The organism is Kitasatospora sp. NPDC002040 (assembly GCF_040296785.1).
Classification (GTDB): Bacteria; Actinomycetota; Actinomycetes; order Streptomycetales; family Streptomycetaceae; genus Kitasatospora.
The window spans coordinates 71,351-84,650 of sequence record NZ_JBEOXV010000004.1; the positions used below are offsets into that span (position 1 = coordinate 71,351).

12 protein-coding genes are annotated in these 13,300 nt (G+C 73.3%); 6 read left to right on the forward strand and 6 right to left on the reverse strand.

What is annotated here, in order from left to right; translation table 11 throughout:
* The first annotated feature begins 1 nt into the window (after nt 1).
* Genes ABT118_RS13455 through ABT118_RS13465 form a run of 3 tightly spaced genes read left to right on the forward strand, consistent with a single transcriptional unit; the run spans nt 2 to nt 3,611 of the window.
* The gene (locus ABT118_RS13455) at nt 2–1,177 is read left to right on the forward strand and encodes an energy-coupling factor transporter transmembrane component T (protein ID WP_502884539.1); all 1,176 of its coding nucleotides are present in this window, start codon (nt 2–4) and stop codon (nt 1,175–1,177) included.
* Complete coding sequence (locus ABT118_RS13460; protein ID WP_350667653.1) at nt 1,174–2,781, forward strand: ABC transporter ATP-binding protein; 1,608 nt, start codon at nt 1,174–1,176, stop codon at nt 2,779–2,781. The genes ABT118_RS13455 and ABT118_RS13460 overlap by 4 nt, the downstream gene beginning before the upstream one ends.
* Nucleotides 2,733–3,611, forward strand: a complete 879-nt coding sequence (locus tag ABT118_RS13465) for an ECF transporter S component (RefSeq protein WP_502884553.1) — start codon at nt 2,733–2,735, stop codon at nt 3,609–3,611. Before ABT118_RS13460 ends, ABT118_RS13465 begins: the two co-directional genes overlap by 49 nt.
* 37 nt (nt 3,612–3,648) lie before the next feature.
* On the opposite strand, the gene ABT118_RS13470 is transcribed toward ABT118_RS13465, so the two are convergent.
* From ABT118_RS13470 to ABT118_RS13480, 3 genes are all read right to left on the reverse strand, one after another.
* Nucleotides 3,649–3,987: an antibiotic biosynthesis monooxygenase family protein gene (locus tag ABT118_RS13470; protein ID WP_350667668.1), complete on the reverse strand. Its 339-nt coding sequence runs from the start codon at nt 3,985–3,987 to the stop codon at nt 3,649–3,651.
* Nucleotides 3,988–4,063: 76 nt separating this feature from the next.
* Nucleotides 4,064–5,425 (reverse strand): acyltransferase family protein, encoded by a 1,362-nt coding sequence (locus ABT118_RS13475; protein ID WP_350667671.1) that lies wholly within the window; start codon nt 5,423–5,425, stop codon nt 4,064–4,066.
* A gap of 67 nt (nt 5,426–5,492) precedes the next feature.
* A complete protein-coding gene (locus ABT118_RS13480; protein WP_350667674.1) occupies nt 5,493–6,599 on the reverse strand; it encodes a hypothetical protein in 1,107 nt (368 codons plus the stop codon).
* 376 nt (nt 6,600–6,975) lie between these two features.
* Between ABT118_RS13480 and ABT118_RS13485 the strand changes: the two genes are divergently transcribed.
* Nucleotides 6,976–7,830 (forward strand): GNAT family N-acetyltransferase, encoded by an 855-nt coding sequence (locus ABT118_RS13485; RefSeq protein WP_350667680.1) that lies wholly within the window; start codon nt 6,976–6,978, stop codon nt 7,828–7,830.
* Between the two features lie 9 nt (nt 7,831–7,839).
* On the opposite strand, the gene ABT118_RS13490 is transcribed toward ABT118_RS13485, so the two are convergent.
* Complete coding sequence (locus ABT118_RS13490) at nt 7,840–8,271, reverse strand: PPOX class F420-dependent oxidoreductase (RefSeq protein WP_350667684.1); 432 nt, start codon at nt 8,269–8,271, stop codon at nt 7,840–7,842.
* A 74-nt stretch (nt 8,272–8,345) separates the two neighbouring features.
* Nucleotides 8,346–10,397, reverse strand: coding sequence for an MDR family MFS transporter (locus ABT118_RS13495; protein WP_502884540.1), 2,052 nt, complete (start codon nt 10,395–10,397; stop codon nt 8,346–8,348).
* 237 nt (nt 10,398–10,634) lie between these two features.
* On the opposite strand from ABT118_RS13495, the gene ABT118_RS13500 reads away from it, so the two are divergent.
* Both ABT118_RS13500 and ABT118_RS13505 read left to right on the forward strand, forming a co-directional pair.
* Complete coding sequence (locus tag ABT118_RS13500) at nt 10,635–11,657, forward strand: peptidoglycan-binding domain-containing protein (protein WP_350667689.1); 1,023 nt, start codon at nt 10,635–10,637, stop codon at nt 11,655–11,657.
* 6 nt (nt 11,658–11,663) lie between these two features.
* On the forward strand, nt 11,664–12,641 hold the full coding sequence (locus ABT118_RS13505) for a BUD32 family EKC/KEOPS complex subunit (RefSeq protein WP_350667693.1): 978 nt from the start codon (nt 11,664–11,666) through the stop codon (nt 12,639–12,641).
* Between the two features lie 35 nt (nt 12,642–12,676).
* Here the strand turns inward: ABT118_RS13505 and ABT118_RS13510 are convergent, their stop codons facing one another.
* Nucleotides 12,677–13,261 (reverse strand): TMEM165/GDT1 family protein, encoded by a 585-nt coding sequence (locus ABT118_RS13510; protein WP_350667700.1) that lies wholly within the window; start codon nt 13,259–13,261, stop codon nt 12,677–12,679.
* Nucleotides 13,262–13,300: the final 39 nt, after the last annotated feature.

Consider the following 13,300-nt stretch of genomic DNA (forward strand, 5'->3'; position numbering starts at 1 on the left):
GGTGTCATCCGTGCCCACGCCCGTCCGCACCAGGCGGCCCCGCCCCGTCCGCTCGACCCGCTCGCCGATCGGCCCGCGCCACCTGCACCCCGGCGCGTGGTGGCTCTGGGCGATCGGGCTCGGCGCGGGCGCCTCCCGCACCACCAACCCGCTGCTGCTGCTCCTGATCGTGGCCGTCTCCGGCTACGTGGTCGCCGCCCGGCGCAGCACCGAGCCCTGGGCCCGCTCCTACACCGCCTTCCTCAAGCTGGCGCTGGCGGTGCTCGGCATCCGGCTGGTCTTCACGGTCTTCCTCGGCTCCGGCGTCGGCGGCACCCAGGTGCTCTTCACGCTGCCCCAACTCCCGCTGCCGGACTGGGCGCAGGGCGTCCGGATCGGCGGCGCGGTCACGCTGGAGGGGCTGCTCTACTCGCTCTACCAGAGCCTGCGGCTGGCCACCCTGCTGATCTGCGTCGGCGCCGCGAACGCGCTGGCCAACCCGGCCCGGCTGCTCCGCGCCCTGCCCGGCGCGCTCTACGAGGCCGGGGTGGCCGCCGTGGTCGCGCTCACCTTCACCCCCAACCTGGTCGCCGACGTGCAGCGGATCCGCGCCGCGCGCCGCCTGCGCGGCCGCTCCGACAAGGGCCTGCGCTCGCTGCTGAGCGTCGGCCTGCCGGTGCTGGAGTCGGCCCTCGAACGGTCCGTCGCGCTGGCCGCCACCATGGACAGCCGGGGCTTCGGCCGCACCGCCGCCGTCCCGCGCCGGCTCGCCCGCTCGATCGCCGCGCTCACCCTGCTCGGCCTGCTCGCCGTCTGCGTGGCCTGCTACGGCCTGCTCGGCGAGGGCACCGGCCTGTGGGCGCTGCCCGTCCTGCTCGCCGGGCTGGCCGCGGTCAGCGCCGGACTGCTGCTCGGCGGCAGACGTTCCGTCAGGACCCGCTACCGGCCCGATCCGTGGGCCTGGCGGGAGTGGCTGGTGGCGGGCTCGGGCCTGGCGGTGGCGGCGCTGCTGATCTGGCTCTCCGGCCGCGACCCGGGCGCCTTCAACCCCGCCGTGGTGCCGCCCGCCGTGCCCGAACTCCCGCTGCTGCCCGCGCTGGCCGTGCTGCTCGGGCTGCTCCCCGCCTTCGTCGCCCCCGCCCCGCCCGGCACCACTCCCTCCCCTTCAGCCCCGCCCCGTTCCGGAGCCCCCAAGTGATCGTGTTCGAGCAGGTATCGGTCCAGTACCACGACGCCGCCGCCCCCGTGCTCGGCGGCATCGACCTGACCGTCCCCGAGGGCGAACTCTGCCTGGTGGTCGGCCCGTCGGGGGTCGGCAAGTCCACCCTGCTGGGTGCCGTGAACGGCCTGGTGCCGCACTTCACCGGCGGCGTGCTGCACGGCCGGGTCACCGTCGGCGGCCGGGACACCCGTGCCCACCGGCCGCGCGAACTGGCCGACCTGGTCGGCACGGTGGGCCAGGACCCGGTGGCGCACTTCGTCACCGACAACGTCGAGGACGAACTCGCCTACGGCATGGAGTCGCTGGGCATCGCCCCGGAGGTGATGCGCCGCCGGGTGGAGGACACCCTGGACCTGCTCGGCCTGGCCGAGCTGCGCGACCGGGCCCTCTCCACCCTCTCCGGCGGCCAGCAGCAGCGGGTCGCGATCGGCTCGGTGCTCACCAGCCACCCCAAGGTGCTGGTGCTGGACGAGCCCACCTCCGCGCTCGACCCCGGCGCCGCCGAGGAGGTGCTCGCCGTCCTGCAGCGGCTGGTGCACGACCTGGGCACCACCGTCCTGATGACCGAGCACCGGCTGGAGCGGGTGGTGCAGTACGCCGACCAGGTGCTGCTGCTCACCCCGGACGCCCCGGCCCGGCTCGGCGACCCGGCCGAGCTGATGGCCGTCTCCCCGGTCCACCCTCCGGTGGTCGGACTCGGCCGCGCGGCCGGCTGGTCGCCGCTGCCGCTCTCGGTCCGGGACGCCCGCCGCAGGGCGGCCCCGCTGCGGGCCGCACTGGACGGCCGTACCCCGCCCGTGGTCCCCCCGGTCACCACCGAGCCGGTGGCCGACACCACCCGGCTGACGCTGCGGCGCGGCCCCAACCCGGTCCTGCGCGGGGTCGAACTCGCCCTCCGCCCCGGAGAGATCACCGCCCTGATGGGGCGCAACGGCGCCGGCAAGTCCACCCTGCTCGGTGCCCTGGCCGGTCTGCACACCCCCGACTCCGGCACCGTCCGGGTGGCCGGACTCACCCCGCACCGGGCCAGGCCCAAGGAGCTGATCCGCCAGGTCGGCCTGGTCCCGCAGGAGCCGCGCGACCTGCTGTACGCCGAGACGGTGGCCGCCGAGTGCGCCGGTGCCGACCACGACTCCGGTTCGGCGCCCGGCAGTTGCCGCGCCCTGGTGGCCCGGCTGCTGCCCGGCATCGACGACGCGCTGCACCCGCGGGACCTCTCCGAGGGCCAACGCCTCACCCTGGCCCTGGCGGTGGTGCTCACCGCCCGTCCCGCCGTGATCCTGCTGGACGAGCCGACCCGAGGCCTGGACTACGCCGCCAAGGCCCGACTGGTCACCGTGCTGCGCGAGTTGGCCGCCGAGGGCCACGCGGTCCTGCTGGCCACCCACGACGTCGAGCTGGCCGCCGAGCTCGCCCACCGCACCGTGATCCTGGCCGAGGGCGAGATCGTCGCCGACGGCCCGAGCGCCGAGGTGGTGGTCTCCTCGCCGGTGTTCGCCCCGCAGGTGGCCAAGGTGCTCGCCCCGCTGCCCTGGCTGACGGTCTCCCAGGTCCGCAACGCGCTCGGGCAGCCCGCGTGAGGCCGCTGAACCGCCCGGTGCCGCTGGGCCGCCGCTCGATCGCCCTGCTGCTGCTGATCACCGCGATCGGCGCGGTCGCCTTCGGCTGGCCGCTGCTCGCCGACCCGTCCTCGGCGCTGGCCGGCCACTCCACCGACGCACCGTGGCTGTTCGCGCTGCTGATGCCGCTGCTGCTCGGCGTGGTCATCGCCCAGATCTCCGAGGGCCGCTCCGACGGCGGGGGCGGCCTGGACGCCAAGTCGGTCGCCCTGCTCGGCGTGCTGGCCGCCGCCGGGGCGGCGCTGCGCCCGCTCGGCGCCGGGACGGCCGGCCTGGAGCCGATGTTCTTCCTGATGGTGCTCGCCGGGCGGGTGCTCGGCCCGGGCTTCGGCTTCGTGCTCGGCTCGGTCACCATGTTCGCCTCGGCCCTGCTGACCGGCGGGATCGGGCCCTGGCTGCCGTTCCAGATGCTCGGCATGGGCTGGGTCTGCCTCGGCGCCGCCCTGCTCCCCGGTCGCACCCGGCTGCGCGGCCGCCCCGAACTCCTGCTGCTGGCCGGCTACGGAGCCGTGGCCGCCGTGGCCTACGGCACCGTGATGAACCTTCAGTTCTGGCCCTACCTCGGGGTCGGCCTGCCCCCGGCACTCTCCTTCGACGCCAACGCCGGACTCGGCACCAACCTGGCGCACTTCCTGGCGTACTGCCTGGCCACCTCGCTCGGCTGGGACCTCCCCCGCGCCGTCCTGACCGCCGTGCTCTGCCTCACCGTCGGCGGCCCGATCCTGCGGGCCCTGCGCCGCTCTGTCCGCCGCGCCGCCTTCGACGCCCCGGTGGAGTTCAAGGACGCCTGACCCCCTGAGCAGGGGTCAGGCGTCCTCGCGCAGAAGCTCAGCCCTGCTTCGGGCCGGTCGACTGCACCACCTCGAACGACCACAGCGTGGAGCCGGAGGCGGCTGGCTTCGGCTGCTCCCCGCCCTCGGCGCTCGGCGGCCCCTGGCGGTGGGCGGCCTGCATCGGCCCCTCCATCCAGGCCTTGAAGTGCTCCTCGCTGGCCCACCGGGTGTACACCAGGTACTGCTCCGTACCCTCCACCGGCCGCAGCAGCTCGAACCACTCGAACCCGTCCGAGCCCTCGACCGACCCGGCCCGCGAGGCGAACCGCTCCTCCAGCGTCTCCCGCATCTCGGTGGGCACCGTCAGGACGTTGATCTTTACCACGCTAGCCATGTGACACCTCTTCACTCGATCACGTGCAAGCAGTCTCGTACATCCAACACCGCATGCAGCGCCGGGGCGGCCGGTGTCAGGCCGAGAGCACGGGGGCGGGGACGGCGGCCTCGCCCTCCTCGAGCCGCGGGCCGGAAGCGGCGGGCGGCGTGGGCGCGGCCGGCGAACGGCCCGTCAGCAGCCGCAGCACGATCCGGCCGAGCTTCTGCCCCGGCACCTCCACCAGCCGGTAGGCGAGGTGGCTGAGCAGGAACAGCACGGCCAGGAAGACGGCGACCTGGGCCACCTTCTCCGGCACCGTCGCGGCCGGCCGGACCCCGGTGAGGAGCCAGTGCATGGCGTTGACGACGGGGATGTGGATCAGGTAGATCGAGAAGCTGATCGCCCCCAGCCAGGTCAGCACCCGGGGGAAGCGGCGGTTGCGCAGCAGCATCGCCGCGCCGAAGACCGCCCAGACCGCGAGATAGGCGAAGGACCAGGCGTGCCAGCCGGCCGTCCAGGTCTGGTGCAGGGCCGCCCCGTGGTCGTACATGTAGCCGACCAGGAAACCCGCCACCACCACGAACCCGCAGCAGAGGGCCGCCTGCATCCGGTCGATCTGGCCGTGCTGGACGCGGTAGAGGACCGTGCCGGCGAACATGGTCGCGAAGATCATCATGGTCTCGAAGACGGCCGCCCCGGCATTGTTGAGCACCACTCCGAGACCGAGCACCGCCAGCAGCGCGGCACCGGTCCGGTTCAGCGCGGGGCTGCCGCTCAGGACGCACAGCAGGCCCATCGCGCCGATCACCGACACCGCCAGCACGAGGTTGCGCACCGACGTGTGGTCGGATCCGAACAGGCCCGTGGTGAACCCGCCCCCCAGGACCAGGGCGGCCGCGGCGAACCCGACCGCGATCGGGCCGCTGTGCCGGTGCTTGCCGAACGCGAACAGGGCGCTGACGAGGCAGTAGAAGACCATCTCGTAGCAGAGCGTCCACATCACGCCCATGGCGGACGGAATGCCCACGAAGTGGTTCAGCAGCAGGGCGTTGACGGGCAGTGAGAGCAGCGGATGGGCGTAGGTGTAGTCGCCGACCACGCTGTGGGCACGCGGCAGGACCAGCAGCGACACCACCAGGACCACGATGACCAGCGGGTGGATGCGGAAGAGCCGGCCCACCCAGAACGCCCGGACGTCACCGCGGCGCTCCAGCGAGGCCGGCACGATGTAGCCGCTCACCAGGAAGAACAGCATCACGCCGAAGATGCCCGGATCCAGGTGCTTGATCAGCGTCACGCCGCCGGGTATCCAGACGAACGGGAGGGCCAGGTGGTAGACCGCGACCGTCAGTGCCGCGAGTGCGCGCAGCGCGTCGAGCCAGCCGAGCCGTGCCGTGCCGGTCGTGGTCGATCGTCCGCGGGCCCGACGCGCCGACCGCTGTTCTATGAGATTCACCCGCTGGAGGCTACTACGGACCCCGAACGGCGGTTCAAGCCGCTCGGGGCCCATCGGTTCGGGCAGGTCAGAACGCCGAGGTGTAGGCCGCCAGGAACGGGGCCGAGACGGCCGTCCCACCGGGGTTGAAGCAGATCGGGTAGAGCCGCAGGGTGGTGCCGGTCCGGGTCCAGGGCATCGCCTGGCCGCACCAGCCGGGTCCGCTGCCGTAGGCCGTGACGTGGGCGGTGTCCTGGGCGAGGGCCACGCCGGGCATGGTGACGGTGAACGGGACCGAGCCGGCCAGGGTGTTGACGGCGCCGGTGGAGTTGAGGTTGGTGCCGGCCGGGACGCCGCCGTTGAACCAGAGGTGGCCGAAGTACTTCGGCGGGAAGGCCGGGCCGTGCACCGCCCGCTTGACCGAGTAGCTCAGCGTCCACTTGGTGTCGTACGGGGCGTTGGCCGCGTTGAAGCAGGTGACCACGACGGTCTGGCCGGTCGCGCCGGGCACCCAGTCGGCCACCTTGCAGCGGGCGCCCTGGCTCGCGTCGACGGCCGTCACCTGGATGTTGCCGGCCTGGGTCGAGAGCCCGAGGCCGGGCAGCCAGGCCTTCCAGATGCCGGTGGAGCCGTGGCTGACGGTGTTGACCGCACCGGCGGAGTTGTACTGGGCCAGCACCGCCCCGCTGATCGCCGAGTAGGTGTAGCCGTAGCTGCCCCCGGCCGGGGACGGGACGCCGCTGCTGGTGGTGTAGAGGACGGTGAACAGGGTGTTGGCGGGTGCGCCGGTGGGCTTGTAGCAGTTCACCGCGACGTCCTGTCCGGTGCCCGCCGTGGACCAGCCCTTGATCTGGCACCAGTTGCCGGTCCGGTCCACCGCCGTGGCGTGGGCGATGCCGCCCGGGCCGGCGATCAGCGGGAAGTGCACCAGGTACGAGCCGACCGCGAGCTGGTCGACCTTGACCGGGTTGGCGGCGGGCGAGGTCCAACTGCCCCACTGGCGCGTGGTGTCGGGGACGTAGCCGAGCGGCGGGGTCGGGTTGTCGAGGTAGGCGAAGCCCCAGCGGTCCGGTACGGCGGCATGCGCGGGCGCCGCCGTCGGTACGGCGGCGGCCAGCAGGGCGGCGAGCAGGGCCAGGATCAGCAGGACGGCGCGGCCGGGTCTGGCCGACGGTGCGAAGCTGCGGGCGTGCATGGGCGTACCCCCTGTGGGTGCGGACGGGTGTGCCGGTGCGGTGCGGCGAACGTCGAACGGCGCGCTCCCGGGACTCGGGGCGGCGGCGGTCCGAACCGGTCGAGGAGGGGCCCGACGGTGCGTCACATCGTAGGAGGGCACCCGCTGTTGGCCTAGACCTCTGGCATGACCCGGCAGGGTACTTGTCGGCCGATCACGGCACCGCCGCACCCGCCCCATCCGCCACCCGACCCCCGGCGGCCCCACCCGTACACCCCACCACTCGCCCGCTGCCCGCCCCGCCCGCCGGGCCCGCACCCGGCACTGTCCGGAACCGCCCTTGCCACCGCCGGAAAATCGCCCGCGCCCCGTCCGGGGCCCCGCCTAGGGTGACCGGATGAACGAGATAGTGGTGGTGACCGACCGGGCCGACTGGCGGGCCGGGTTCGAGGAGCGGGTACGGAGCGGGTACCGGGCGGCGGGGTGCTCGGAGCCGCTGACCGAGGCGCTGCTGGCGCAGGCGCTGAAGGGCGTCGAGGACTGGACGGTGGCCACCGACGGCACGGGGTGGATCGCGATCGGGCTGATCGACGACAACGGCAGGACCGTCGGCCGGATCCACGAGCTGACCGTGCCGGACGGGCTCGGGTGGGCCGAGCGCTGGTGCGCCGAACAGGGCGCGCAGCGGGTGTCGGTCCGCCTCGTCGACGGCCCGGGCCAGTTCGCGCACTACCCCGTCCGGGGGCAGAACCGGATCCGCACCGCCGCCGAGCGGCCCGAGCTGCCGGTCGGCCTGACCGTCCGCCGGCTCACCGAGCAGGAGTACCCCGCCTGGTACGAGGCGGAGCAGGCCGCGTACGTAGCGGACATCGTCCGGGCCGGGGCGCTGACGCCGGAGCAGGCCGGGGAGAAGTCCGACCAGGACTTCGCCCGGCTGCTCCCGCAGGGGTACCTGACGCCCGGTCACGCCTTCTACGCCATGGAGGCCGAGGGTGAGGTGATCGGCACCGGTTGGGTGAACCACGGCTTCCTGCCCGGCGTGACCTTCGGCTTCTCGCTGGAGGTGCACCCCCAGCACCGCGGCAAGGGCTACGGCCGGGCCGCGATGGCCGTCGGCGAGTGGGCCACCCGGCAGGGCGGCGACGAGGCGATGATGTTCAACGTCTTCGGCGGCAACGAGGTCGCGATGGGCCTGTACGACGCCACCGGCTTCGCGGTGCTGGAGGAGTTCCGCTCGATCGACCTGCCCTGACCCCGGAGGTCAGCCCGCGCCGCCGCCGTACACGTGGTCGACCGTCATCGTCATCAGCACCCGGCGGTCGGCCACCATCGCGGCCCGGTACTCGTCCCAGTCCGGGTGCTCCCCGGCCGCCAGCCGGTAGTACGCCACCAGGGCCTCGACCTCCGGGCCGTGCGGGTCGGTGCCGGGGCCGACCAGCGTCGCGGTGCCCTCGGCGGCGGCCCAGCGCCGGCCGTCGGGGCTGGTCACCTCCAGGGTGGCCCGGGGATCCCGCCGGAGGTTCGCCGTCTTGGCCCGGCCCTCGGTCATCGACACCTGGATCAACCCGGCCACCTGGTCGTGGAACGGCATCACCGGGGACAGCTGCGGACGGCCGTCCGCCTTGATGGTGGCGAGGAGGCCGAGGCGGCTCTCCTCCAGCAGCTCGTGCAGGTCGGACGTCGTGGTGGTCATGTCTGACGCCAAGTCACCACCGGGCACCCGTTATTCCCGGCACCGGACCGGCACCCGGCGGTCCGCCGGTACGTCTAGTACGTCCGCCCCTCGCCCTGCTGGAGGTGCTCGGGGCCGGTGCGGTCGGGCCTGCTGCCGCCCAGCTGGGCGCTGAGCCGGGTGAGCAGGTCGGCCAGCTCGCCGAACTGCTTCTCGTCGTAGTCGCCGATCAGTTGGGCGAGTTGGGCCCGGCGGGCGGCGACCAGGCGGACCGCGACCTCCGAGCCGGCCTCGGTGAGCCGCAGCGGCAGCCCGTTGCGGACCGCGAGCCCCCGGCTCTCCACCTCCCGGGCGGCCTCCTCGATCACCGCGATCGGGACGATCTTCTGTTCGGCCAGCTCGGCGGGTTCGGCCGAGCCGTGCCGGTCCATCTGCAGGATCAGCCAGCTGGAGGCCGGTCTGAGGTCGAGGCCGGCCTCGGCGGTGATCCGGCGGAACAGGTCGCGGCGGGCGTCCCTGGTGCCCAGCACCGAGAGCGCGCGGGCGATCTCGTCCAGCGAGGAGCGCTCCACCGGGTTGAGGCCGATCGACTCGCTGAGGTCGGGGGCGGTGACGGTGGAGCGGAGCTTCTCCTCGCGGAGGAACAGCGCCAGCACGAAGGCGACCAGGGCGATCGGCACCGCGTACAGGAACACCTGGGTGATCGACTCCGCGTACGCCTGGTAGATGCCGTCCTGGGCGGGGCCGGGCAGGGTGGAGATCACCCGGGGGTCCTGGGCGATGCCGGTCGGGTCGAAGCCGGGCGGGAGCTGGGCGTCCGCCAGGTCCTCGGCGAGCCGGCGGTTGAGGCCGCTGGCGAAGACGGTGCCGAAGATCGAGACGCCGAAGGAGGCGCCGATCGAGCGGAAGAAGGTGGCCCCCGCGGTGGCCACGCCGAGGTCCTCGTACCCGACCGAGTTCTGCACGATCAGCACCAGGACCTGCATCACCAGCCCGAGTCCGAGCCCGAAGACCAGGAAGTAGAGGCTCATCTCGGTGGTCGAGCTGTGCTCGGTGAGCCGGGACAGCAGCACCAGGCCGAGGGCGGTGACGGCGGTGCCCGCGATCGGGAAGATCCGGTAGTGGCCGGTCCGGGCGACGATCTGGCCGGAGCCGATCGAGGTGAACAGCATGCCGAGCACCATCGGCAGCATGTGGATGCCGGACATGGTGGGCGAGACCTGCATGACCACCTGGAGGAAGGTCGGCAGGTAGGTCAGCGCGCCGAACATCGCGAAGCCGACCACGAAGGAGATCACCGCGACCAGGCTGAAGGTCCGGGAGCGGAACAGCTTCAGCGGCAGCACGGGTTCGGCCGCCTTCCGCTCCACCGCGATGAAGAGGCCGAGCAGGACCACGCCCAGCACCCCGAGCCCGATGATCTGCCAGGAGAGCCAGGGCCAGGTGATGCTGCCCAGCGAGGTCATCAGGACCAGGCAGGTGGCGACCGAGGCGATCAGGAAGGTGCCCAGGTAGTCGATGGTGTGGTGGCGCTTGACCTCGCCGCTGTGCAGCACGGCGGCGATCACGACCAGCGCGACCGCGCCGATCGGCAGGTTGACGTAGAAGACCCAGCGCCAGCTGAGGTTGTCCACGAAGACACCGCCGAGCAGCGGCCCGAGCACGCTGGTGACCCCGAAGACCGCGCCGAACAGCCCCTGGTACTTGCCCCGCTCCCGGGGCGGCACCAGGTCGCCGACGATCGCCTGCGAGAGCACCATCAGACCGCCGCCGCCGAGGCCCTGGAGCGCCCGGAAGCAGATCAACTCGCCCATGTTCTGCGAGAGTCCGCAGAGCCCGGAGCCGACCAGGAAGATCACGATGGAGGCCTGGAACAGCCGCTTGCGGCCGTACATGTCGCCGAGCTTGCCCCAGAGCGGGGTGGCCGCCGTGGAGGCCAGCATGTACGAGGTGACCACCCAGGACAGGTGCTCCGCCCCGCCGAGGTCGCTGACGATGGTGGGCAGTGCGGTGGAGACGATGGTCTGGTCCAGCGCGGCCAGCAGCATCGCCAGCAGCAGGGCTCCGATCGGGACCCAGAGCCGGTGGACCGTCACCTCCGGGGGCTGCTGCTCCCGGACACCCTCCGGCGCGACCGCGTCCGCCATACCTGCTCCCTCGGTGAGGTGCTGACCAGAGCTGATGATCCTTCAGTCGCATCATAATGTCAGGAATGTCTGATTTGCCGTCACCCACTGCGCCATCCGTACCTCCCGGGGCCACCGACCCTTCACATCTCCGGTATCACCACCAACCCGGACAAGCCCCACCACACGCCTGTCCCCCCATCGGAACCTGCTGCATAATCAGGACCCATTCGCCACCATCAACGAGGAGGACCGGCCATGCCGGGAGCGCCCTGCCCCGTCTGCGGCACCGCCGGGGGCGCCGAAGGCTGCCCCGCCTGTTCCCTCTCGGACGCCACCGCGATCCTGCCTCCGCTGGACTCGCCCGAGCTGGTCCGGCCGTACGTGGCCGCCCCGGCGCCCGCCGATCCGTTCGCCACCCAGATCGCGCCTCCGTCCGGCGACGCCTTCGCCACCCAGCTGATGCCGCCGGTCCCGCCGTCCGGCCTGCCGCCGCACCCGCAGGGCCCGCCGCCGTACCCGCCGGCCGTGCCCAGCCTGCAGCTGATACCGACCCCGCCGCAGTGGACCCCCGAGCCCGCCCCGGCGAACGCCGCCGCGCCCACGCCCGACCTCGGCGTGTTCGGCTTCCGCACCGCCCCCGGCGAGCCGACCCCGGGGGGCCGGGCCGAGCGGCGGGTCCAGGAGCAGGTCTCGGCCGGACGCCGACGGACCGTCATCATCGCGGCCGGGATCGGCGTCGCCGCGATCGGCGCGGGCCTGGCCCTGGTGCTCTCCCCCTCCGACGAGAAGCCGGTCGACCACGACCAGGCGCTGCCGGCCCCGGTGGCCAGCTACCAGCCGACCGTGTCGCCCCCGGCCGCTGCGGTCGTCCAGTCGCCCAAGCCCTCCGAATCCCCCAGCCCCTCCCCCAGCCGCAGCAGCAGCAAGCCGAAGCCCAGCCCCTCGGCGGCGACGAGCGCACCTGCGGATCCGGCGCCCACCCCGACCACGGCCCAGCCGTCGCCGAGCCGGACCACCGCCGCGCCCGCCCCCACCGCCACCGGGCCCCGGGTCCTGCAGCGCGGCCTCCAGGGCGCCGACGTCAAGGACATGCAGACCCGCCTGACCGACGTGCTGTGGTGGAAGTACAACAGGTCCCTGGCCACCGGCGACTTCGACAGCAGGACCGAGAAGGCCGTCCGCGACTTCCAGGACTACATCGGCATCGCCAACCTCAGCGACCCGCCCGGCGTCTACGGCCCGACCACCCGGCAGGCCCTCGAGCGGCTGACCGACTGAGGCCCCGTGACCTCCCACGCCACCCGCCTCGCCGCCCACGCCCGGGTCTCCGCCGGCCTCGCCGGGTTGACCGACCGGCAGCTCTCCGCCCTGCTCGACGCGGCGACCCCGCTCGGCACCGGCATCGGCGGCGTGACCTCACGGCTGGAGGTCGACGGCACCGAGGTGTTCGTCAAGCGCGTCCCGCTCACCGAGCTGGAGCAGCGGCCCGAGCACCGGCGCTCCACCGCCAACCTGTTCGACCTGCCGGTGCACTACCAGTACGGCGTCGGCTCGGCCGGGTTCGGGGCCTGGCGGGAGCTGGCCGTGCACGAGCTGACCACCGGCTGGGTGCTCGACGGCGCGCAGCAGAACTTCCCGCTGCTGCACCACGCCCGGGTGCTGCCCGCCGACCCGCCGCCGGCCGAGGGGCTGGTCGGCTTCCTCGGCGGGATGGACGGCGCGGTCGCGTACTGGGGCGGCTCCCCGGCGATCCGGGCCCGGCTGACCGCGATCACCCGGGCCACCGCGGCCGTGGTGCTGTTCCTGGAGTACGTCCCGCACACCCTGGGCGACTGGCTGGCCGGGCAGGACGGCGCCGGGCACCCGTGGGCGGCCGGCCAACTGGCCGAGACCACGGCCTTCCTGCGGGCCAACGGCCTGGTCCACTTCGACGCGCACTTCCGCAACGTGCTGACCGACGGCCACCGGCTGTACTTCGCCGACTTCGGCCTCTCGCTCAGTGAGAGCTTCGAACTCACCGACGCGGAGCGGGAGTTCCTCGACCGGCACCGGGGCTACGACGCCGCGTACACGGTGGCCCACCTGCTCAACCACCACCTCCCGGAGGGCCTCGCGGCGGCCTGGGCCGCCGGGCAGCGCCCCGACGGCACCGCGCCGGAGCTGGCCGCCCTGCTCGACCGGCACGCCGGAACCGCCGCCCGGATGGGCGGGTTCCTCACCGCCCTGCGCGCCGACAAGTCCACCCGCTACCCGCTCGACTGAGCACCGGCCCGGTCCGGCCCGGCGAGCCGCTCCGGTCAGCCGGTGACCGCCTTGAACAGGCTGAAGCCCGCCATCACCAGCATGATCGCGGCCGCCACCCGGATGATCACCTTCATCGGCACGTACTGCAGCAGCTTCTGCCCGCCCAGGATCGCGATCCCGCTCACCGTGCAGAGCGCCAGCCAGGCACCGATGCCGACCGAGACCGGGTCGGCGTACTTGGCGGCCAGGTTGGCCGTCATGATCTGGGTGAGGTCGCCGAACTCGGCCACCGCGACCAGCAGGAAGCTGGAGCCGGCCACCTTCCAGAAGCTCGGCGAGGCGGGCTCCTTCGCCTCGTGGTCCTCCTCCTCCGCGCCCTTGGGCCAGAGCAGCATCACCGCCCCGGCCAGGAACAGCACCCCGGTGACGCCCTCGACCCAGCGCTGCGGGAGCAGCGAGAGCAGATGGCCGGCGGCCAGGGCGATCCCGACCTGGAGCGCGAAGGCGGCCGCGATGCCGGCGAAGACGTAGCTCGCGCGGTACTTGGTGCCGAGCACCAGACTGGCCAGTGCGGTCTTGTCGGGGAGTTCGGCCAGGAAGACGATGCCGAAGGTAATCGCGGCAATGGTCAGACTCATCGGAGAGAAAGCCCTTCATCGGGTCCGGGCTGCCCGGCC